The 23,140-nt window shown below is 48.6% G+C and carries 19 protein-coding genes and 2 pseudogenes; all 21 read left to right on the plus strand.

The window, feature by feature from the left end; all coding sequences use genetic code 11:
- The first annotated feature begins 14 nt into the window (after nucleotides 1-14).
- Entirely contained in the window at nucleotides 15-2,099 is a 2,085-nt protein-coding gene (locus AC4EVX_RS01155; RefSeq protein WP_308451969.1) for a heavy metal translocating P-type ATPase, read from the plus strand.
- Nucleotides 2,100-2,202: 103 nt separating this feature from the next.
- A complete protein-coding gene (locus AC4EVX_RS01160; RefSeq protein WP_490159386.1) occupies nucleotides 2,203-2,445 on the plus strand; it encodes a hypothetical protein in 243 nt (80 codons plus the stop codon).
- Nucleotides 2,420-2,926, plus strand: coding sequence for a flavin reductase family protein (locus AC4EVX_RS01165; protein WP_308451968.1), 507 nt, complete (start codon nucleotides 2,420-2,422; stop codon nucleotides 2,924-2,926). Before AC4EVX_RS01160 ends, AC4EVX_RS01165 begins: the two co-directional genes overlap by 26 nt.
- 15 nt (nucleotides 2,927-2,941) lie before the next feature.
- Nucleotides 2,942-4,336, plus strand: a complete 1,395-nt coding sequence (locus AC4EVX_RS01170; protein WP_308451967.1) for an MATE family efflux transporter — start codon at nucleotides 2,942-2,944, stop codon at nucleotides 4,334-4,336.
- 163 nt (nucleotides 4,337-4,499) lie between these two features.
- Nucleotides 4,500-5,432 (plus strand): energy-coupling factor transporter ATPase, encoded by a 933-nt coding sequence (locus AC4EVX_RS01175; RefSeq protein WP_308451966.1) that lies wholly within the window; start codon nucleotides 4,500-4,502, stop codon nucleotides 5,430-5,432.
- A 102-nt stretch (nucleotides 5,433-5,534) separates the two neighbouring features.
- The gene (locus AC4EVX_RS01180; protein WP_490159387.1) at nucleotides 5,535-6,422 is read left to right on the plus strand and encodes an energy-coupling factor transporter ATPase; all 888 of its coding nucleotides are present in this window, start codon (nucleotides 5,535-5,537) and stop codon (nucleotides 6,420-6,422) included.
- On the plus strand, nucleotides 6,419-7,213 hold the full coding sequence (locus AC4EVX_RS01185; protein ID WP_308451964.1) for an energy-coupling factor transporter transmembrane component T family protein: 795 nt from the start codon (nucleotides 6,419-6,421) through the stop codon (nucleotides 7,211-7,213). The genes AC4EVX_RS01180 and AC4EVX_RS01185 overlap by 4 nt, the downstream gene beginning before the upstream one ends.
- A gap of 191 nt (nucleotides 7,214-7,404) precedes the next feature.
- Nucleotides 7,405-8,139: pseudogene (gene truA, locus AC4EVX_RS01190) on the plus strand (tRNA pseudouridine(38-40) synthase TruA); the annotation flags it as partial.
- Between the two features lie 445 nt (nucleotides 8,140-8,584).
- The gene (gene nhaC / locus AC4EVX_RS01195) at nucleotides 8,585-9,994 is read left to right on the plus strand and encodes a Na+/H+ antiporter NhaC (protein WP_490159388.1); all 1,410 of its coding nucleotides are present in this window, start codon (nucleotides 8,585-8,587) and stop codon (nucleotides 9,992-9,994) included.
- Nucleotides 9,995-10,130: 136 nt separating this feature from the next.
- On the plus strand, nucleotides 10,131-10,559 hold the full coding sequence (rplM, locus tag AC4EVX_RS01200; protein WP_308451961.1) for a 50S ribosomal protein L13: 429 nt from the start codon (nucleotides 10,131-10,133) through the stop codon (nucleotides 10,557-10,559).
- A gap of 25 nt (nucleotides 10,560-10,584) precedes the next feature.
- Complete coding sequence (rpsI, locus tag AC4EVX_RS01205) at nucleotides 10,585-10,977, plus strand: 30S ribosomal protein S9 (RefSeq protein WP_308451972.1); 393 nt, start codon at nucleotides 10,585-10,587, stop codon at nucleotides 10,975-10,977.
- A 194-nt stretch (nucleotides 10,978-11,171) separates the two neighbouring features.
- The gene (locus tag AC4EVX_RS01210) at nucleotides 11,172-12,638 is read left to right on the plus strand and encodes a relaxase/mobilization nuclease domain-containing protein (RefSeq protein WP_490159389.1); all 1,467 of its coding nucleotides are present in this window, start codon (nucleotides 11,172-11,174) and stop codon (nucleotides 12,636-12,638) included.
- Nucleotides 12,639-12,960: 322 nt separating this feature from the next.
- A complete protein-coding gene (locus tag AC4EVX_RS01215) occupies nucleotides 12,961-13,188 on the plus strand; it encodes a DNA-binding protein (protein ID WP_490159390.1) in 228 nt (75 codons plus the stop codon).
- Complete coding sequence (locus tag AC4EVX_RS01220; RefSeq protein ID WP_490159391.1) at nucleotides 13,169-13,777, plus strand: DUF1819 family protein; 609 nt, start codon at nucleotides 13,169-13,171, stop codon at nucleotides 13,775-13,777. Before AC4EVX_RS01215 ends, AC4EVX_RS01220 begins: the two co-directional genes overlap by 20 nt.
- 1 nt (nucleotide 13,778) lies before the next feature.
- A complete protein-coding gene (locus tag AC4EVX_RS01225) occupies nucleotides 13,779-14,354 on the plus strand; it encodes a DUF1788 domain-containing protein (protein WP_490159392.1) in 576 nt (191 codons plus the stop codon).
- A gap of 18 nt (nucleotides 14,355-14,372) precedes the next feature.
- Nucleotides 14,373-18,026, plus strand: coding sequence for a BREX system P-loop protein BrxC (brxC, locus tag AC4EVX_RS01230; protein WP_490159393.1), 3,654 nt, complete (start codon nucleotides 14,373-14,375; stop codon nucleotides 18,024-18,026).
- A 20-nt stretch (nucleotides 18,027-18,046) separates the two neighbouring features.
- Nucleotides 18,047-21,619 carry a BREX-1 system adenine-specific DNA-methyltransferase PglX gene (gene pglX, locus AC4EVX_RS01235; RefSeq protein ID WP_490159394.1) on the plus strand — a complete coding sequence of 1,191 codons (3,573 nt, stop codon included), beginning with the start codon at nucleotides 18,047-18,049 and terminating at the stop codon, nucleotides 21,617-21,619.
- A gap of 21 nt (nucleotides 21,620-21,640) precedes the next feature.
- On the plus strand, nucleotides 21,641-22,123 hold the full coding sequence (locus AC4EVX_RS01240) for a DUF3990 domain-containing protein (RefSeq protein ID WP_013274275.1): 483 nt from the start codon (nucleotides 21,641-21,643) through the stop codon (nucleotides 22,121-22,123).
- On the plus strand, nucleotides 22,120-22,359 hold the full coding sequence (locus AC4EVX_RS01245; protein ID WP_005539002.1) for a hypothetical protein: 240 nt from the start codon (nucleotides 22,120-22,122) through the stop codon (nucleotides 22,357-22,359). Before AC4EVX_RS01240 ends, AC4EVX_RS01245 begins: the two co-directional genes overlap by 4 nt.
- A gap of 3 nt (nucleotides 22,360-22,362) precedes the next feature.
- Nucleotides 22,363-22,584, plus strand: a complete 222-nt coding sequence (locus AC4EVX_RS01250) for a DUF3791 domain-containing protein (RefSeq protein ID WP_419092110.1) — start codon at nucleotides 22,363-22,365, stop codon at nucleotides 22,582-22,584.
- Between the two features lie 54 nt (nucleotides 22,585-22,638).
- Nucleotides 22,639-23,140 (plus strand): annotated as a pseudogene (locus tag AC4EVX_RS01255) (BREX-1 system phosphatase PglZ type A); the annotation flags it as partial.

Here is a 23,140-nt window from a genome sequence, read left to right on the forward strand (position 1 = left end):
AAAGAGAGAACAACATGAAATTTGCAGTAAAACATGAGCTTGCCGGACGAATCCGCGTGCATATGTGGCAGAAGAACATGACGATGCGGGAAGCGGATATTCTGGCATATTATCTGGAAAATCTGCCGGGAGTAACTCTGGCAAAGGTATATGAGCGGACAGCAGATGCTGTGATCTGTTATAGTGGAGACAGAAAAGACATCCTGGAAGGATTGCAGAAATTCAGCTACCAGGATAACCAGCTCGAGGAGATCGTTCCGAAGGACAGCGGAAGAGAGCTGAATGCAGAATATAAGGAAAAGCTGATTCAGAGAGTCTGCACACGAATTGTGACTCAGACCGTTCTTCCGGCACCGGTTCGTGCGGTCTATACGGGAATCAAGGCAGTTCGCTATATCATTAAGGGAATCAAATGCCTGTGGAAGCGCAAGCTGGAGGTTGAGGTTCTCGATGCAACGGCAATCACGGTTTCGATCCTGAGAAGAGACTTTAATACAGCAGGTTCCGTCATGTTCCTGCTTGGAATCGGAGAACTGCTGGAGGAGTGGACGCACAAGAAGTCCGTCGGTGATCTGGCACGAAGCATGTCCTTAAATGTCAGCAAGGTATGGCTGAAGGCAGACGGCACCGAGGTCCTTGTTCCGATCTCTCAGGTTAAAGAAGGTGATGAGGTTCTCGTCCATGTCGGAACAATGATCCCGCTTGATGGTATCGTTGTAGAGGGCGAGGCCATGGTAAACCAGGCATCGATGACGGGCGAGTCCATTCCGGTTAAGAAGGAAACGGGTTCCTATGTCTATGCCGGAACCGCTCTTGAGGAGGGAGAGATCACGATCTGCGTCAAGAAGGCAGCTGGTTCTACCCGCTTTGAGCGAATCGTCACGATGATTGAAGAGTCCGAGAAATTGAAGTCTTCCGTAGAGGGTAAGGCGGAGAACCTTGCAGATGCCCTTGTTCCGTGGAGTCTTGGCGGTACGGCTCTGACCTACCTGCTGACCCGCAATGCGACGAAGGCACTGTCTATCCTGATGGTAGATTTCTCCTGCGCACTGAAACTTGCAATGCCACTCGCTGTGCTTTCTGCAATCCGTGAGGCAAATGTTCATCACATTACCGTAAAGGGTGGAAAGTTCATGGAGGCGATTGCAGATGCAGATACGATCGTCTTCGATAAGACGGGTACTCTGACCAAGGCAAAGCCGGTTGTTGTCGACATTGTGACCTTCGGTAACAGAGACAAGAATGAGATGCTCAGAATCGCAGCCTGCCTTGAGGAGCATTTCCCGCACTCGATGGCAAATGCAGTCGTTCAGGAGTCTCTGAGCAGACATCTTGTTCACGATGAGATGCACACGAAAGTGGAGTACATCGTTGCACACGGAATTGCAAGCCAGATCAATGGTGAGCGCGTCGTGATTGGAAGCCATCATTTCGTATTTGAGGATGAGAAGTGTGTGATTCCGGCGGATGGTCAGGCGAAGTTTGATGCACTTCCGGAGGAGTATTCTCACCTGTATATGGCGATCGGCGGAGAGCTCGTAGCCGTGATCTGCATCGAAGATCCGCTTCGCCCGGAGGCAGAGGCAGTTCTGCGTCAGCTTCGTGAGGCAGGCATCAAAAAACTTGTCATGATGACCGGTGACAGCGAGCGTACCGCTCGTGCGATTGCGCGCAGAGTCGGCGTGGATGAGTATTATTCCGAGGTTCTGCCGGAGGATAAGGCCCGCTATGTTGAGGAAGCGAAGAAGAATGGCCACAAGGTTATCATGGTCGGTGATGGCATCAACGATTCCCCGGCACTTTCTGCCGCAGATGTCGGTGTCGCAATCAGCGAGGGTGCGGAGATTGCGCGAGAGATTGCAGATGTGACAGTTTCTGAGGATGACCTTGCACAGCTTGTGATCCTCAAACAGTTGAGCAACTGCCTGATGAAGAGAATTCACTCCAACTATCGTTTTGTCATCAGCTTCAACCTTGGACTGATCCTCTTAGGCGTAGGCGGAATCCTTGCTCCGACAACGTCGGCACTTCTGCACAACACTTCCACGCTTGCGATCAGCCTGAAGAGTATGACGAACCTGATCGAGGAGCAGGAGTAATTTACTCAGTCATTTATCATGCGATTGAGTACTTTTTCCATCACCCGGAAAAAGTATGCTCGTGCCAATGGGTAGAAGTTGTCGGTGCGAGGCAGAAAAACACATGTGGTTTGCTGTGAGCGCAGAGCGTGTTGGTCAAAATATTTTGATCAACAATTCAGAGAATAAAAAATACAGAAGATACGGCTGTACGGGGGAGAGCTTGTACAGCCGTATTTTTGTGCGCATTGCCAAAAACGCGAGTCTGCTATATAATGATAAAATGACACCGGATTTTTCAAGATTCGGCACAGGTGTGGAGAGAATAAGGAGGAAAAATCATGGCATTTCAGGAGATTTCGATTGACAGTCTGGAGTTTAATCCGTTTCATAAGATTCAGAAAGAGTGGATGCTGATCACAGCCGGAGATGAGAAGAAGAGCAACACGATGACAGCAAGCTGGGGCGGTCTCGGCATTATGTGGGGAAAGAACATTGCGACGGCATACATTCGTCCTCAGCGCTACACGAAGGAGTTTGTTGATGCCAATGAGTATTTTACACTCTCCTTCCTGCCGGAGGAGTACCGCAAGGCGCTGAGCGTGTGCGGAAGCGTATCCGGACGCGACGGGGACAAGTGGTCGGCTTCCGGTCTTCATCCGTACTATGTTGATGGAACGACGGCAGTCGAGGAGGCAAATCTGATTTTTGTATGCAAGAAACAGTATCATCAGGAGATGAAGCCGGAGTGCTTTGATGAGAAGGAAAATGACACGAAATGGTATCCGGAAAAGGACTACCACACGATGTATATGGGAGAGATCGTAAAGGTTCTCAGACGTGTATAAGGGGAAGGAGAAATCATGGGGAGTGCAGGCGAGGAAAAACAACACCAGAAAAACAGGCGTGAGATGCTGATTGAGGGGGATGTCCGAAAAGTAATTCCGCGCCTTGCAGTGCCGACGATCATCAGCATGATGATCAGTGCGATTTACAACATGGCGGATACTTTTTTTGTGAGCCAGCTTGGAACAAGTGCTTCCGGAGCAGTCGGGATCATCTTCTCGGCGATGGCGATCATTCAGGCGATTGCGTTTACGATCGGAATGGGAAGCGGAAACTATATGGCGCGCTGTCTTGGAGGAGGAGATCAGAGAGAGGGCGAGATTGCTGTCTCAACGGCATTTTTTACGGGACTGATTATCGGAACTGCGCTTGGCATTTTCTGCCTGTTTCGGATCGATGAGATTGTTATGCTCCTCGGTTCGACGGAGACGATTAAACCGTATGCGGTGGAGTATGCGCGCTATATCTTCCTTGCGACCCCGTTTATGATGTGCTCGTTTATCATGAACAATCTCCTGCGTCTTCAGGGACTTGCCTCCCTCGCGATGATTGGAATCACGACAGGCGGAATCCTCAATATGGTTCTCGATCCGATTCTGATTTTCGGTTTTGGACTCGGAACTTCCGGAGCGGCGATTGCGACCGGATTTTCTCAGATTGTGAGCTTCTGTATCCTGCTCTATCAGTGCAACCGTGGCAAGGGCTGTATCCCGATCCGCTTTAAGAATTTTCGCCCATCGCTTCATCTGTATGGTCAGGTGCTCAACGGCGGAATGCCATCTCTGTCACGTCAGGGAATGGCGAGTCTTGCAACCGTCATTTTAAACACGACGGCTCACCCGTTCGGAGATGCGTCGATCGCGGCGATGGCGATTGTAAACCGTCTTGTTTTTCTCGTAAACTCTGCGGTCATTGGTTTTGGTCAGGGCTTTCAGCCTTTGTGTGCATTCTCGTTTGGAGCCGGGAAATATCGCCGTGTGAAGGAGGCCTTCTGGTTCTGCGTGAGGTTCACGACAACGATTCTGCTTGTGATCTGCATCGGCGGATTTCTTGTGTCAAAACCGGTGATTATGATGTTCAGACGAAATGATCCGGAGGTCATTGCAATCGGAACGCTTGCACTCCGCCTTCAGATTTTGACGATGTGGATGAATGGATTTCTGACGATGAGCAACATGATGTCGCAGTCAATCGGATTTGGTGTACGTGCCACGATCCTTGCGATTGCGAGACAGGGACTCTTCCTGATTCCGATTCTTCTGATTGGAACTCATTTCTGGGGACTTCTCGGAATTCAGACAGCCCAGCCGATCGCAGATCTCTTTACCCTGCTTCTCTCCGTGATCATCATGAGTGGGATTTTCAAGGAGCTTGACCGCAAAGAAAAGGAAGCAGAATCCGTTACCGCTTAAGCAACGCGTGAATAGGAACATGGTAACAGACTCCGAGTAGAGTGTTTGCGGAAAAGCACTTGACGGCAGACAGGATATGACATAAAATTGAGAAACGAATGAAAATGTAAAGTGGAAAAACCGATCAGGTTGACAATAACAATGTGGAAAGGAAGGCTTTGCTATGGGCATCATCCGAGCTTCCAAACTGATATATGAATACATCCGGAGAGATGAAGATGAGCACGTGGAAGAAGTCAACCGTGCCATCGATCAGCTGACTGTGGATATCAAAAAGGGAGATTTTGTGGCGGTTCTGGGACACAATGGTTCCGGAAAATCCACATTTGCAAAACAGATCAACGGAATCCTTCTTCCGAGCGGAGGAACCGTGTGGGTGTCAGATATGAACACGTCGGACGAGAGTCATATCTGGGACATCCGAAAGACAGCGGGAATGGTTTTCCAGAATCCGGACAACCAGATCATTGGAAACATTGTTGAGGAGGATGTCGGATTCGGACCGGAGAACCTCGGTGTTCCGACGGATGAGATCTGGAAGCGTGTTGATAGGAGTCTTGCGGCAGTCGGGATGACGGCATACCGATTGAAGTCCCCGAATAAGCTCTCGGGCGGTCAGAAACAGCGCGTGGCGATTGCAGGAGTCATGGCGATGAAACCTCAGTGTATTATCCTTGATGAGCCGACAGCAATGCTTGATCCGAACGGAAGAAAAGAAGTTATTGCGACGCTTCACGAATTAAATAAGAAGGAGAATATCACGATTCTTCTGATTACGCATTATATGGAAGAAGTCATTGACGCGGATCGAGTGATCGTTATGGATGACGGAAAACTTGTGATGGACGGAACTCCGAGAGAGATTTTCTCTCATGTGCAAGAGTTAAAGTCATATCGTCTGGATGTTCCGCAGGTGACAGAGCTTGCGTGGGAGTTGAAGAAGGCAGGAGTCGATCTTCCGGATGGAATTCTCAGCCGGGAGGAATTTATGAATGCCATTCTTCCACTGATGAAAAAACGCTTTCCGGATCAAGTGAATTTGGAAGGTTACTGTCCAGATGTAGGCACTTTTGGAACCGAAAGTGCCGTAAAATAACGTGGTGGTAGCAGATTTTGCCGATTTGGAATGCGAACCATCGGCAAAATCAGTTGCTGTTTGCGCAATGCGTGAACAGTAACGCTGGAAGGAGAAGAATAGATGTCAATCCGAGCAGAACATTTGAATCATATTTATGGAGATGGCACGGTCTACGAGCAGTATGCCCTGCGCGATGTGAACTTTGAGATTCAGGACGGAGAGTTTGTCGGACTGATTGGTCACACAGGCTCCGGAAAATCCACGCTGATCCAGCATTTGAACGGACTGTTGAAGGCGAGCAGTGGAGCGATTTATTACAACGGAGAAAATATTTACGGCGAGGGCTATGACATGCGCGCTCTGCGCAGTAAGGTCGGACTGGTTTTTCAGTATCCGGAGCACCAGCTTTTTGAGGTGGATGTGTTCTCGGATGTCTGCTTTGGACCGAAGAACCAGGGACTTTCGAAGGAGGAGATTGAGGAGCGCGCAAAGGATGCGCTTCGTCAGGTCGGACTTGATGAGAAGTTCTGGGAACAGTCCCCATTTGAACTTTCCGGTGGACAGAAGCGACGCGTCGCGATCGCCGGAGTGCTTGCGATGAAGCCGGAGGTTCTGATCCTCGATGAGCCGACGGCAGGTCTTGACCCGAAGGGACGGGATGAGATCCTCGATGAGCTCACGGCGCTTCACCGGGACAAGCACATGACGATCATTCTCGTCTCTCACAGCATGGAGGACATTGCCCGCTATGCGGACCGAATCATGGTGATGAATCACGGCGAGAAAGTCTTTGACGGACCGCCGAGACAAGTCTTCCATCACTATCGGGAACTTGAAAGGATTGGTCTGGCAGCACCTCAGATCACTTACATCATCCATGAGCTGAGAGATCACGGCGTTCCGATCGATCCGGATCTGATCACCGTGGAGGAGGCGAGAGATGCAATTCTTGCACTTCTCGGCAAGGCAGAAGAGAAGGAAGAGAAGGGTAAGGATAAAGCGGAATGATAAGAGATATTACATTAGGGCAGTATTATCCGGTGGATTCGGTGATTCATCGGATGGACCCTCGTACCAAGCTGTTCGGAACAATGGTATTTATTATTTCTCTGTTTCTTGCGAACAGTATTGTTGCTTACGCAGTGGCGACGGTCTTTTTGATTCTGGCGGTTCGGATATCGAAGGTGCCGTTTAAATTCATCGTCCGGGGACTCAAAGCAGTTGTCTTTCTGCTTCTGATCAGTGTCAGCTTCAACATGTTTCTGACACCGGGCGAGCCGATTTTTCAGATTGGATTTTTAAAGTTGACATGGGAAGGTCTGAGAACTGCCGGATTCATGGCGCTTCGCCTGATCTACCTCGTGCTCGGTTCTTCGATCATGACGCTGACGACAACGCCGAATGAGCTGACAGATGGTCTTGAGAGAAGTCTTGGATTTTTGAATAAAGTCGGAGTTCCGGTGCATGAGATTTCAATGATGATGTCGATTGCGCTTCGATTTATTCCGATTCTCATAGAAGAGACAGATAAGATCATGAAAGCGCAGATGGCGCGCGGTGCTGATTTTGAGACGGGCAACCTGATTCAGAAGGCGAAGAGTATGGTTCCGCTTCTCGTACCGCTGTTTATCTCCGCATTCCGCCGTGCGACGGATCTGGCGATGGCAATGGAAGCGCGTTGCTATCACGGTGGAGAGGGTCGAACCAAGATGAAACCTCTGAAATATGAGAAGAGAGATCGGATCGCTTATCTGGTTTATATTGTGTATCTCGTGCTTGTGATTCTTCTGAGAAAATAGGAGAGGAAGAGCAAAGAATAAAGAGCGAAGAACAAAGAGCGAAGAGAGAAAAACGAAGAGCAAAGAACAAGAGAAAACATAGACAGAAAGGCAATGCGCCTGGAATTCGGATGTCAGGGAGGACGGCAGTTTGAGTTTCAGGCGTTTGTCCTATCAGAGAAAGCGGAGATTGGGGGAAGAGAAAGCACAGGATGAAACGAATCAAACTTGTAGTGGCGTATGACGGCACGAATTACAGGGGATGGCAACTTCAGCCAAACGGAGTCACGATTGAGGAGATGCTCAATCGTGCACTCACGGATTTGTTGAGAGAGCCGATCACTGTGATTGGGGCGAGTCGGACGGATTCTGGTGTCCATGCGAGGGGAAATATCGCTGTGTTTGACACGGAAAACCGTATGGCACCGGAAAAAATCTGTTTTGCGCTGAATGCGAGACTTCCGGATGATATTCGGATTCAGTCCTCACAGGAGGTTCCGGAAGACTGGCATCCGCGCAAGGCGAATTGCACGAAGACGTATGAATATAAGATTTTAAATCGAAAGATCGCGATGCCTCTCGAGAGATTGTATGCACATTTTTGCTATTTTCCACTCGATGTGGAGCGGATGCAGGAGGCAGGCAATTATCTCGTCGGAGAGCATGATTTCAAGAGCTTTTGCACGACGCGGACGCAGGCAGAGGACACGATCAGGACGATTTACAGTCTGAGTGTCACAAAGCAGGACGACATGATCACGATTCGCATCAGCGGAAGCGGTTTCCTCTATAATATGGTGCGAATCATTGCGGGCACGCTGATGAAGGTCGGAATGGGAGTCTATCCACCGGAGCATGTGGTGACGATTCTCGAGGCGAGAGATCGCAGACAGGCCGGGCAGACTGCGGCTGCACATGGATTGACGCTTGTGAGCATGGAGTATGAGAAAGAGCTTCCAGCGTGGCATTACAGCGAAAATTTGCAGTGGAATTATGATATTTTGCAGTCCCATATCAAGGAGGAGAAACTGGCATATTTCCTTGTGGAGCGGTGTCTCGACGAGGAGTGGGAGCGTCTGCTTCGCCGGAACATCCACCATGCGTTCCAGAATGGGGCAAAGAAAGTTCTGCTGATTGATTTGGAGAAAGATCGTCTGTGCGAGGGCGATCAGTACGGGTATTACAAAATTCATGCGCTGGAACCGGAGCAGATGGGATCCGCGATGTCCTTGCTCAGCGATGAGGAAAATATGGCAATGATGGAGATCTCGTGCATGGCGGAGAGGCGTGTGGATTCGTTCCCGGCGTGGTATTGTGCTGTGGACGCAAAGGAGTAGTAATTGTACTACCGGGGCAAAGTTAAACAAAAGAGAATGGAGGGAATGTGATAGTATGGGAGAAGAGACGAAAAAAACAAGTGAAAAGACACTCAATGGATTTCAGTCGTTGCTGTTATTGGTTTTCATCGTGTGTGCAGTTGCGGTCTGCATTCGCCTGAAAACGGGCGGTCCGATGATCGGTCTCTTTGCGAGCTGGATCATCGTTTATGTATTTTGTAAGGTTTTAAAAATCAATTATGATGAGGTTGTCGGCGGTGCTTATGATGCGATCCGTGTCGTAGTTCCGACGCTGTGTCTGCTGATGGCGATCGGCGTGATGATCGGAACCTGGCTTCAGAGCGGCACGATTGCGACGATCATTGTCGGTGGTCTGAAAATGATCAATCCGACCTGGCTTCTGCCGTTGACACTGATTTTCTGTGCGGTCTTAAGCCTCGTGACCGGAACGTCCTACGGTTCTGCCGGAAGTGCCGGTGTGGCAATGATGGCAATCGGAAATGCGATGGGAATCAATCCGGGAATGGTTGCAGGAGCCGTTATCTGCGGTGCGATGTTTGGTGACAAGTTAAGTCCGCTGTCCGACACGACAAACCTTGCTCCGGCAGTTGCAGGTGCAAAGCTCAGTGATCATGTGCGCGCGATGATGTGGACAACGCTTCCGACATTTCTGATCAGCCTTGTGCTGTTCACGATTCTCGGAATCAGCCAGACCGCAGGCGGATATGAGATGGGAGATCTTGGGACTTACATTCAGGCACTTGAGGGAGAGTTTCATCTCGGTGCAGTGACTCTGCTTCCGGCAGTTGTGATCATCGTCCTGCTTCTGTGCAAGGTAAATTCGATTGTAGCACTCGGTCTTTCCGCGTTTGTAGCGGGACTCGTTTCCTTCTTCTGTCAGGGAAATACGCTTCAGAGCATCATCCGCGTGGCTTACAACGGTTACACGACCGGAATCGAGGATGCAGTTCTCAAAGCAATCCTGAACCGCGGTGGAATGAGCAGTATGATGCAGTATGTCGCAATCATCAGCTTTGCAGTCGGAATGGGCGGAATGCTTGAGAAACTTGGTGTTCTCGGAAACATCCTCAAAGTTATTACTGACCGCATCCACAACGACGGAACCCTGATCACGGCGACGCTTCTCGTCGGCTATGTGACAAGCCTGATCAGCTGTTCTCAGCCGATGGCTCACGTTCTGACCGGTCGTCTGATGGCGCCGATCTTCAAGGAGAGAGGAATTGCACCGGAGATTCTCTCGAGAAGCCTCGAGGATTCCGGAACTCTGGCAGGTCCGATGATTCCGTGGCACGGATATTGTGTATACATGGCAGGTACTTTGGGTGTGGCATGGTCCGCATTTTTCCCGTATCTGTTCCTGTTGTATCTGACGCCGTTTTTTAGTATTTTTTACGGTTTCACCGGAATCTCCATCAAGCATGTAAAAAGCGGAAAAAATGCTTGACACAAAAGGATTCGTATAATATAATGTTTAACTGTGACGTTAGGTAGAAATGCTGAAGCCAAGCCCCGGAATAGGCATTTTACAATATATGTTTTGTTTTAATTTAGATCTTTTATGTTTAACAGGAGGTTAACCAATGAAGAGTTTTATGGCTAGTCCAGCTACAGTTGAGAGAAAATGGTATGTAGTAGATGCTACCGGATATACATTAGGACGTTTGGCTTCAGAAGTAGCAAAAGTATTAAGAGGTAAGAATAAGCCGATCTACACCCCGCACATCGATTGCGGTGACTACGTAGTAGTTGTAAATGCAGACAAAGTAAAAGTAACCGGCAAGAAGCTGGATCAGAAGGTTTATTACAGCCATTCCGATTATGTTGGTGGCATGAAAGAGGCTACCCTGCGCGAGATGATGGCTAAGAAGCCGGAGCGCGTAATCGAGCTGGCAGTTAAGGGAATGCTTCCGAAGGGACCTTTGGGAAGAAGCATGATTACCAAACTTCATGTATATGCAGGCCCGGATCACGAGCAGGCAGCACAGAAGCCGGAAGTTCTGGAATTTTAATCAAAGGTACTGAAAGGAGGAAGTTATCATGGCAAACAAATATTACGGAACAGGAAGAAGAAAGAAATCTATCGCAAGAGTATATCTTGTACCGGGAACCGGTAAGATTACCATCAATAAGAGAGACATCGATCAGTATTTAGGTCTTGAGACCCTGAAGCTGGTTGTTCGTCAGCCGCTCGTAGCAACCGAGACCAGCGACAAGTTCGACGTTCTGGTTAACGTTCGTGGTGGTGGTTTTTCTGGCCAGGCTGGCGCAATCCGTCACGGTATCTCCAGAGCACTGCTTCAGGCAGACGCTGAGTATCGTCCGGTTCTGAAGAAGGCTGGATTCCTTACCAGAGACCCGAGAATGAAGGAGAGAAAGAAGTACGGCCTCAAGGCTGCACGTCGCGCACCTCAGTTCAGCAAGCGATAATCTACAGCTTAATAATGCTAAAAAAGCCCGGAAATACGCTATTTTCCGGGCTTTTTCTATTTCGATATGGAAGAGATGATCAAGCAGGCCGTTTATTTGCAGGGGGCTTATGACCGGGAACGGATGCTAAAATGAGAATAGTGAATTGGTAAGAGCTGCCTTCGGGTAGCTCTTTTTAGATGGAGGAATAAGGAATGGCGGCTACAAGACTAATTGCGCTGCATATTAATAAAGGAAAGACGGTAGCGCAATGTCTGGCTGACCGTACTGATTATTCTGAGAATGCAGCAAAGACGGAAGATGGAAAATATATCAGCGCGTATGCCTGTGACGCAAAGACCTGTGATGAAGAATTTCTGCTTTCCAAACGACAGTATGAGCATATCACCGGTAGAACCCAGGCACATGATGTGATTGCATATCAGATTCGGCAATCTTTTAAACCCGGAGAGATAACGCCAGAGGAAGCAAACAAGGTTGGGTATGAGACGGCTATGCGCTTTACCAAGGGAAAACACGCCGTTATCGTGGCTACCCATGTTGATCGTGCGCACATCCATAACCATATTATTTTTAATTCGACTACATTAGACTGCACCAGAAAATTCCGAGATTTTCGCTTATCTGGTCTTGCACTGGCAAGGCTCAGTGATATCGTCTGCCTGGAACATCGGTTGTCGGTCATTGTCCGGAAGCCCTATGGAGAGTGGCAGAAGAGAACGGAATACCCGGAGAAAAAATCGCAGCGAGATGAAATCTGCGAGGCCATTGATGTAGCATTGGCAAGAAAACCAAAAGACTTCCGGGAGCTGATTGGAATTTTGCAGGAAGCAGGATACGAGTATAAAGATGGAAAACAGCCTGCACTGCGGGGAAAAGGCCACGCCAGATTTGCTCGTTTCCGCTCTCTTGGTAAAGGATATTCGGTTGAAGAACTCTGCGAAGTGATTGCTGGAAATGCGGTTCATAAAAGCAAATTTGTAGAGAAAACTCGCACAAGCGCACGGTCGTCACAGGTGCATCAGAAGGCGGAGCTGTCGTTCCTTATAGATGTCCGTGCCAAAATGCAGGAGGGCAAAGGCGCGGGATATGCGCGTTGGGCGAAAGTCTTTAATCTGAAGCAGATGGCAAAAGCTATGATGTTCATGGAAGAGCGTGGAATCAAGAGTTATGCAGAGCTGAAGGAAAAGGCAGATGGAATTTCTGAAAAATGTGATGCGCTGCTGGAATCTGTAAAAGCAGATGAGGCACGGATGTCGGAAGTGTCGGTGCTGCGGAAGCATCTAATCAATTATGCCAAGACAAAAGATGTTTTTGCCGCGTATAAAGCATCCGGTTACAATCGGGAGTTCTATGAAGCCCATCGGGATACGCTGGCCTTACGCAGCGCAGCGAAAAAGGCATTTGATGCCTATAAGAAAGAGAACGGCTCTGACAAGAAGCTCCCGCGCATCAGCGAGCTGAACGCAGAGTATGCAATGCTTCTGGAACGAAAGAAAAGCTCCTATGCAGAGTACCGCAAGACCAAATCGGAAATGCAGGATTGGCTTGTGGCGCAGAAGATTGTGCAGGAAATCCTGAAAGAGGACGAGCAGAAAAAAGAGCAGCTGCATGAGCAGGAAGTGCGGCAGGAAGAAGAAAATAGACAGAGTAGTCGATGATGGAAAGTCCGGTGCAGTGTGGGTGTAATGCTCATGCTGCACCGGGCTTTTTTCTTTGGCAGGAACTGCCGTTGAAGCATCCGGAACGGATGCGCAGCCCGATGCCGCAGGCAGCGTTCTATGGGGATTGGGGAGTTTCCCCAACAAGCAGAAAATCGCTTTCGTGTCACGAAAGCCCTGCTTGCAGAAGAGTGGATTCTAAAAAAATCGTTCAAAATTTGGAAGAACTTTCGATTGATTTTGTTCGTTTCTTGGAGTAGAATATAAATGAGAAATTTTAACTTGCTGCGAGTGACTTTAGACATCGAAAAAGAGGTTCCGTATGGATTTCATGACGATTAAGCAGGCTTCTGAAAAATGGGGCATCTGCACAAGGAGAGTACAGACATTATGCACAGAAGGGCGAATTGATGGTGCCGAGCGTTTAGGCCATCAGTGGGTCATTCCTATTAACGCCGAAAAGCCGAAGGATGCCAGAATCAAAAGCGGCAGATACATTAAAACAAAATCCGGAAATGGAGAGAACGAAGATGGAAAGAAAAACGTATAGTGCTGGAGCCGTGAAATTTTCGTTCTGGTTCATGGAATTTCGGAAAACCGTGCAGCTTTTGAGCGAGGGTAAGAGCTTTGCAGATATTAAAAAGTTGAATGAAGAGACAAACATCTATGGCGCACCGACAAAACTACGAGCGCAGCAGATTTATTCTACCGTAACAGCCCGTATCAAGACATTAGATGAAAGCTTTTACCCAATCTTTTTGAGCAGTGATCTTGCTACACAAAAATTATTTGTGTTGACTGCGGCTCTTTTGCATGACACGCTATTCTTTGATTTTGTGTATGAAGTAGTGCGGGAAAAAATGATTCTTGGTTCCGATGAGCTGACGGATGCAGATATCCGGATATTTTTCAAAAATAAGCAGGAACAGAGTGAGAAAGTGGCTTCTCTTCAAGACTATACGCTGCGCCGTCTCGGTTCCTGCTATAAGACACAGCTTTATGAAGCAGGACTTTTAGAAAGCAACCGGGCAAACAGCACAAGAAAAATACTGAAGCCAATTCTTGATATTGCATTTGAGCATTGGCTTTATGACCATGACCTTGGCATCATGGTAAAAACACTGACGGGGGTAAGATGAAATGGATTTAAGCCAAAGACTGGACGAGATGGAGCTTGCAATCCATAAGCCGTCTTTCCGAAAAGGAACAGGCCGCGCAAATGAGGTCAACTATTGGGTGTTTGATTATCCACCGGAAAAGGAACTGGAAGTTCGGGAGCGCGTAGAGTATCTGAAAAATAAGAACGACCGGGGCGATGATGATTTTGAGCTTGTGGTCTTTGACCTGTATGATATCATCATTGACTTTTTGGAAAAGAAAAACTTTATGGAAAAGTGCTATGACTTTGAAAAAAAGCGAGGACTCGAGCGTATCGTCAAGGCAGTGACCAACTCCATGAAGGTGAATGACGATGACAGCCTGATCGTGCAATATATCAAAGAACATACGCCGGAGAATGCAGTCGTGTTCCTAACCGGTATCGGCAAGTGCTATCCGATTTTGCGCTCCCACAAGGTGCTTAACAACTTGCATCAGGCATTTGTGCGCTGCCCGGTCGTGATGTTCTTTCCGGGAACCTATAATGAGCAGGAGCTGATCCTGTTCAATGAGATTAAAGACGATAACTATTACCGGGCATTCCGACTGGTAAAGTAATGGATGGAGGAAACTGTTATGCAGATCAAGGACATGTTCCGAAAGAAAATTGACCGTGAGATACAGGGCGTTATCATTGTCGGTCAGGGTGAAGAAACAAATGTAGCGCAGGAGCTGGAAGAGTATGTTGTGACCCGTGAGCTTCAGCGTCATTTTGCAGATTTCTTTGCAGCATATAAAAAAGGTATTCAGGGAACCACACCGAAAATGGGTGTCTGGATTTCCGGCTTCTTTGGAAGTGGTAAATCTCATTTCCTGAAAATCCTGTCCTATCTGCTTCAGAATAAACAGGTCGGAGACAAACATGCCATCGACTACTTTATCGAGGATCAGAAGATTACCAATCAGATGGTGCTGGCAGATATGCAGCTGGCAGCAAACACCCCATCGGACGTAATTCTTTTCAATATTGATTCCAAAAGCGATTCTAATGGCAAAGAAAATAAAGATGCCATTGTGAACGTATTCCTGAAGGTTTTCAATGAGATGCAGGGCTTCTGCGGTTCCATGCCGCACCTTGCTGACCTGGAGCGCAGGCTTTCCGAGGAAGGACGTTTTGAAGAGTTTAAGGAAAAGTTTGAAGAAGAGTATGGCGATCCGTGGGAAAGCTCTCGTCAGGACTTCGATTTCATTCAGGATTCCGTTGTCGATGTTCTTTCTGACATGGATTTCATGAGCGAATCAGCTGCCCGTAACTGGTGCGAGAAAGCAACCGAGAGCTACCAGATCAGCATTGAGGATTTCGCCAAGCGTGTAAAGTCCTATATTGATAAAAAAGGGAACAACCATCATGTTGTCTTCCTTGTGGATGAGATCGGCCAGTACATTGGTGATGATTCCAAACTGATGCTGAACCTTCAGACAGTGACGGAAGAACTGGGCAAGGAATGCATGGGTAAGGCTTGGGTAATCGTAACGAGCCAGCAGGATATCGACTCCATTACCAAGGTGAAGGGTAACGACTTCTCCAAGATTCAGGGACGTTTCGATACCCGTCTTTCTTTGTCCTCTGCCAATGTGGACGATGTTATCAAAAAGCGTATTCTGGATAAGACTGAGAGCGCAGCACAGAGCCTGCGTCTGCTCTATGACCAGAAAGCAACCATCATCAAAAATCTGATTGTCTTCAACGACGGTGTGGAGAAAAAACTGTACGCCAATGCAGAAGATTTTGCAGAGGTTTATCCTTTTGTTCCGTATCAGTTTAATTTGCTTGCCAGTGTGCTGACCAGTATCCGTACCCACGGTGCATCCGGCAAGCACCTGTCCGAAGGTGAACGTTCCATGCTGGCTCTGTTCAAAGAGTCTGCCATGCAGCTGATGGACGATGAGATGGGGGCAATCGTGCCGTTCTATCGGTTCTATAATGCATTGGAGAACTTCCTCGACCACAGCCACAGCAGCGTGATCATCCGCGCTTATGATAACAGCTACATCAACCCGGAAAAGAAGGAAAAAGATGTCTTTGCCATCAATGTGCTGAAGACCCTTTTCCTGATTAAATATGTTCTGGAGATCGAAGCCAACGTGGACAACATCGTCAGTCTGATGATTACCAGCATTGACGATGATCGTATTTCTCTGAAAGCACAGGTGGAGAATGCACTGAAAGTGCTGATGCGCCAGATGCTGATCCAGAAGAATGGCTCCATCTATGTATTCCTGACCGATGAGGAACAGGAAATCAACAACGAAATCGAAAAAGAAAATGTGGAGATGCCGGAGGTCATCACGAAGATTGCGGAGATGATCTATGAGGACATTTTCTCCAGCAAGAAGTATCAGTATCCAAGCTTTGGTGGACGGTATGCGTTCTCCTTCAATCAGACAGTGGATGACCGCCCCTATAAGGCAAACCAGAATTACGATATCGGCCTCCGTGTGTTGACCCCGTGGTATGAGGGTGGCACCGATGATGGTACGCTGCGCCTACTCTCTGGCCAGGGCAAGGAAGTCCTTGTGGTTCTGCCGAATGATGATGCGTTCCTGACGGAAATGCGAGCATACTTAAAAATTGAGCGGTTCCTGCGCAAGAATACCTCTGTGCAGCTTGCCAAGTATGAGACCATTAAGGAGGCAAAGCGCGTGGAGATGCGGGAACGCAACGGTAACGCCAAGCTTTACCTGACGGAAGCTCTGAAAGAGGCTACCATCTATGTCAATGGCGATGTGCTGCACACCTCCGGCAAGGAAGTGACCAGCCGCATCAACGAGGCAATCGGAAGATTGGTGCAGACGGTTTACCACAAGCTGTCCTACATCGACGCAGCGATGGGCGAAGCAGACATCCGGAAGATGTTCAAGACCAGCAATCAGCTGTCGCTGGCACTGGGAGATACCGGAGAATCCAATGTCCACGCGCTGGATGATGTGCTGCAATTCGTGGCAGGTAACTCCCGGATGCACATGAAAACTTCTATGAAAACGATCAAGGATCGCTTTATGAAAGCACCCTATGGCTTTGTGGAAGATGACATCCATTGGCTGGTGGCACGTCTCTTTAAGCGTGGAGATCTGTCCTTTACGGTCAATGGTGAGAGCGTCAATCTGAACAACCGCTCCGAAGAAGAAATCATCGGCTACATCACGAAGAAGCAGTTCGTGGATAAGCTGCTGACGGAAGTGCGCGTCCGTGTGCCGGAAAACCAGAAAAAGGCCGTCCGCACCGTGATGAAAGAGCTGTTCAAGGTGGCACCGCCTGCCGATGACGAAGATACCATCATGAAGAACTTCCAGCATTACTGCGAGAATCGAATCACTGAGATTGAGCGGCTGGAACCGAAATATGAGAATTACGCCTATCCAGGAAAGGAACTTCTGGAAAAGGGCAAGAAGCGGCTTTCCGCACTGGTGCAGATTCAGGCACCGCTGGAATTCTTTAAGACTGTATTTGACGAGCAGGACGATCTGATGGATTTTGGCGAGGACTATGAGCCTATCCGTGATTTCTTTGGCAGTGAGCAGCTGACCATCTTCACCCGTGCGCTGGATATGCTGAATATCTACGAGGACAGCAAGACCTACATCGTGGATGCAGAACTGGAAGACGTGGTGGCTAAGATGCGCACCATCGTCCGGATGGCGAAGCCCTATAAGGAGATTCCGAAGCTGCCGGAGCTGCGCGAGAAGTTTATGAACTGCTATATGCGCATTCTGGAAGAGCAGGCAGAGCCGGTCAAGGATTCCATCAATCAGGATCGGAACCGTGTCTTTGAAGTGCTGAACACCAAGTCCTATAAGGATGCGAAGTTCAACCGTTATCTGGAACTGTTTAAGGAGATCATGGACGGTGCGGAGCACTGCAACAATGTCTCCACTCTGCGTAGCTATGCAGATAAGGCGGAAGCACTGAAGCTGCGCCTGCTCAACGAGATGAACGCAGAGGACATTCGCCTTGCGAAGGAGGCAGCGGCAAAGGCCGAGGCAGAGCGCAAGCGTCAGGAAGAAGAGGCGGAAAAGCGCGGCGAGACCGTGAAACCGGCAGAAAAGGTGGCAGAACCGCAGCCGGTATATAAGGTGCGCACCACGAAGAATGTTTCCATCAAGACGGTTGCCAAGACTGCATCGTGGCGGTTGGAGAGTAAGGACGACGTTGATAAATACCTTGCCGCATTGCGTGAAAATCTGCTGAAAGAGATGGACGAAGATACAATCGTCAACATTGAACTATAAATGACAGGAGGATTGGCTCCATGAACAAGACAGCCATAAAGAATTTTGCGATTTGGGCGCGGAATAAGCTGATTGCAGATGTTAGCTATGATGCCCGCCTGATCGGTATTACGGAGGACGGCATTGCCAAGCCGCTGCCGCAGAGCTTCGGCGGCACTCAGTTCTTCGATATCGGCACCGCAGAACCGTATTCGATTTCCGGTGAGGCCGTGCGGCAGCGTGACAAGCTGATAGAGGTCATCCAGCAGAAGGAAAAGGATACCGACTACAAAACCGCATATCAGTATGTGATCGAGGAGGTTGCCTATACATGGTTCAACCGCTTGATTGCGATCCGTTTCATGGAGGTCAACGACTATCTGCCTTCCCATATTCGAGTGCTTTCTTCCGAGAGCGGAAAGCTGGAGCCAGATCTGGTCACAACGCCGTTTGACGCAGAGCTTCCCTTCACTGCGGAGGAAGAGGCTCAGATTTTCCAGCTGAAGCAGGACAACAAGCTGGACGAAGCGTTCCGCATCCTGTTCCTGAAACAGTGCAATGCCCTGAACGAGATTCTGCCTGCTCTGTTTGAAAAGACAAAGAACTACACCGAGCTACTGCTCAGCTTGTCCGTTATTGACCAGGATGGCGTGGTCTATCATCTGATTCACGATATTCCGGAGGATGACTTCAACATCGAGCGCGGTGGTCAGGTGGAAATCATCGGCTGGCTGTACCAGTATTACAATACCGAACCGAAAGCCGCTGCATTTGCCAAGAACGGAAAGATTACCAAAGAGGAAATCCCTGCCGTAACCCAGCTGTTTACCCCGGACTGGATCGTTCGTTACATGGTGGAAAACAGCCTTGGCCGTCTGTGGGGGGAAGGACACCCGGACTGCGACCTGAAAGAAAACTGGAAATACTATCTGGAAGAGGCACAGCAGGAGCCAGAGGTGCAGGCAAAACTCTCGGAAATTCGTAAAGAGTACGCCGCTCTGAACCCGGAAGACATCAAGCTCATCGACCCCTGCATGGGTTCCGGCCATATCCTCGTATACGCCTTTGATGTGCTGATGCAGATTTACGAGAGTGCTGGTTACAGCCAGCGTGATGCTGCAAAGAGCATTCTGGAACATAACATCTACGGTTTGGACATTGATGACCGTGCCTATCAGCTGGCGTATTTTGCCGTGATGATGAAAGCACGGCAGTACAACCGTCGTATCCTCAACGGTGAGAACACCTGCCATGTCTATGCCATTCAGGAGAGCAACAGCATCAACCGTGCGCACCTGAAATATTTTGGTGCGGGCATGGACGATATTGAGAAGAACGCCGCCAAGATGCAGCTGGAAGGTTTGCTGGACACTCTGACCGATGCCAAGGAGTATGGCTCTATCCTGAATGTGGAGAGCTATAACTGGGATTTGCTGCGCCGGTTTGTGGCAGCGGAAGATACCGCAGGGCAGATCAGTATGGACAGCGTGGGCGTGGAAGATACCGCCGAGCATCTGAACCAGCTCATCGATATCGGCGAGACGATGGCACGGAAGTATTGGGTCACCTGTACAAATCCTCCCTATGCCGGAACCAGCAACCTGAGTGCAAACGTCAACAACTTTGTCAAAAAGAGCTACCCTGACAGTAAGGCTGATTTGTTTGCTGTGTTTATTGAGCGTTGCCGTCAGATGACTGCCAACAATGGCTATCAGGCAATGATTACCCAGCATAGCTGGATGTTCCTTTCTAGCTTTGAAAAGCTGCGGGAAAAGATGATGCTGACCGAGACGGTCAACATGGCACATCTGGGCGCACGGGCATTTGAAGAAATTGGCGGCGAGGTGGTGCAGACCACCGCTTTTGTGCGTTGCATCAATCATGTGGACGGCTATAAAGGCACCTATTGCCGCCTGATTGAGCCGACCTCCCAGCGGGGAAAAGAGGATATGTTCCTTGCGGGAAAGAATCGCTTTGAAGCCGACCAGTCTAACTTCTCCAAAATCCCCGGCTCTCCGGTGGCGTATTGGATTTCCGAGCAGTTGTTGTCAGCATTTGAATCGTCACCCTCCTTGTCGAAATTGTGCGAGCCAAAGGTGGGTTTGCAGAGTGGAAACAGCGAGAAATACTTTAGGCTATGGCAAGAGGTGTCTTATGAACTGATTTCTTTTACATCAGACAAGACATTCAAATGGTTTCCTTGTGTAAAAGGTGGTGAAGCAAGGAAATGGTACGGAAATCATTATTCAATAATTGATTGGGCAAATGATGGTGCTGGAATCCGCAGTGAGTCAAGCGCAGTTATTAGAAATCCAAGTTATTATTTTAGGGAAGGATTAACTTGGACAAAGATTACATCAATATTTGCACTGCGGTATTTTCCTGCCAATATGATTTTGTCCGATTCGAGCGTTTATGTTTTCCCGAAAAAGTGGAAGTATATTCTGGGATGCCTTAATACCAAAGTTGCTCCGCTCATCGTAGGCCTTTTGAATCCCACCTTGAACTTCGTTGCCACAACAGTTGGAGCTATTCCAATCATAGAAGACTATGATGTAGAGGTCGAAAGACTTACTGAGCAGTGTATAGAAATATCGAAGACAGATTGGGATTCGTTTGAAACCTCATGGGATTTCCAGAGCCACCCGCTGCTTCGCAAAGTTCCGGCAATCGCCGAAGCGTTTGACCAATGGCAGACGGAATGTGATGACCGTTTTAATCAGCTAAAATCCAACGAAGAAGAACTGAACAGTATCTTCATCGACATCTACGGCTTGCAGGACGAGTTGACCCCGGAGGTTGAGGATAAGGATGTTACCGTCCGCAAGGCTGACCTTGGCAGAGATATTCGCTCTTTTATTTCCTATGCTGTTGGCTGTATGTTTGGCCGCTACTCTCTGGATGTGGAAGGATTGGCCTATGCAGGCGGCGAGTGGGATAGCAGCAAATACCAGAGCTATATTCCGGATGCCGACAATGTTATCCCCATCACTGATGAAGAATATCTGGACGATGATATCGTATCGCGCCTGTGCGCATGGCTGAAAGTGGTGTTCGGTGCCGATACGCTGGAAGCAAACCTCGACTATATCGCAAAAGCCCTTGGCAATAAGGGCAGTACCAGCCGGGAGATCATCCGCAATTACTTCCTGAACGACTTCTTCAAGGATCACTGCCAGACATACTCTGTCACTGGTTCCGGCAAGCGTCCGATCTACTGGTTGTTTGACAGCGGCAAGCAGAACGGCTTCAAGGCACTGGTCTACCTGCACCGCTACACGCCGGATACCATCGGAAACCTGCGCATCGACTACCTGCACAAGATGCAGCGCGTATATGAATCCGAGATCAACCGGATGCAGGATATGATGGATCACAGCGAGAATGCCCGTGAGGTGGCAGCAGCCTCCAAACGCAAGGATAAACTCGCCAAGCAGCTGAAGGAATGCCGGGAGTATGATGAGAAGATCAGCCATCTGGCACTTTCCCGTATCGAGCTTGACCTCGATGACGGCGTAAAGGTCAATTACCGTAAGCTTCAGACCGCGCAGGACGGTAAGTTCTATGAGGTTCTGGCGGACAGCAAGAATATCATGGTGAAAGAGAAGAAATAAGAGGAACAGGAGGCGTTTGCAATGATTTTGTACCACGGAAGCAATGTTATCGTAGAACAGCCGAAACTTATCCGGCAAAATCGCTATCTGGACTTCGGTTTTGGATTTTATACCACCACCAACCGCGATCAGGCAGTGAACTTCGCTCAAAAGGTCACTGACCGCCGCAAAACAGGAGCTGCTACGCTGAATATCTATTCCGTAGAGGAAGCAGTGGCTTTTAAGGAGTGCAGTTTGCTGCGCTTTGACAGCCCAGATGAAGCGTGGCTGGATTTTGTAGCTGAGAACCGTCAGGGAACCTATCAGGGAAAGCAGCATGACCTGATTTATGGTGCTGTGGCAAATGATGATGTGTACCGCACCATTACCCTGTATATGACCGGAGTGTTGGATAAGGAACAAACACTGGCGGCACTCAAGATTCGGAAATTGTTCAACCAGCTGGTGTTTGCAACTGAAAAGTCCCTGCAATACTTGCATTTTGAAGGGAGGGAGCTTGTATGAACGAAGATCAATTCAGCGCAATGCTTGCAATTATTGTGCCGCCCATCATCGAACAGATTACAAAAAATAGCAATGTGGATGATGAAAAAGCGATTTCCCGCTTTTATCAGTCCAAGCTCTATCAGGAGCTTTCGGATGAAAAATCAAAATTGTGGCACTACAGCCCGATGACGCTGTATACCATGTATCAAGATGAACTTCTGACAGGCTCCTATGATTACCCGGAGGAGGCGTGAGCGATGAGCAAAGAATCCAATTTCTTGATTTATTGCATGGAGCGGTACCGTCATTTCAAAGGGCTTTCCGGTGCGGATGTGGCGAAAACCTTTGAAGAGTATGGCATCTATGGGTATATCACAAAGTATTTTGAATCACTGCACACAATGGGGGATCATTGCATCGTGCAGGATATTGACGATTATATTAGCGGCATCACAGGCAACAACCGGATCAAGGCGTAACTGCCTGTATGATATTCCCCAAAGGGCGGAATCTATCAAGTAAAGGAAATTGATATGGCAGAATTGAACCTGAAACAAATTATAGACCGCCTGAATGCGGAATTTACCGGGGAAACCCGGAAACTGGTTTTCTGGTATGATGACAAGGCAGAATTCGCCGAGGATATGGAGACGGTAGAGCTTCAGAATGCGAAGGTCTACCATCTCCAGCCGGATAACCAGTTCTATACAAAGTATTTTCTGGAGCGTGTGGATAAGACCACGAATTATCTGATTTATGCACCGTTTCCGAAGCCGGATGTAAGGGACAACCATCTGGAGGATACAATGCTGTATTCCAGACGGTTCTTTGCTGACCGTGCCTCCCTGCTGTCGGTTGACCTCGGTATCGAGGAAAAGTACAAGCCGGTTATTGAGAAGCACATCAAGTTTTTCGCCAATAAAGAGCGTACTCAGCGGTTCTATGATCTGGAAATCGAAAACTTCAATGAAGAAAATATTCTTGTCGGTCTGCTGAGTGCAGTCTGCAAGGCGCGTACCTGCTCTTTTGAAGAGG

This window comes from Brotaphodocola sp., assembly GCF_983179755.1.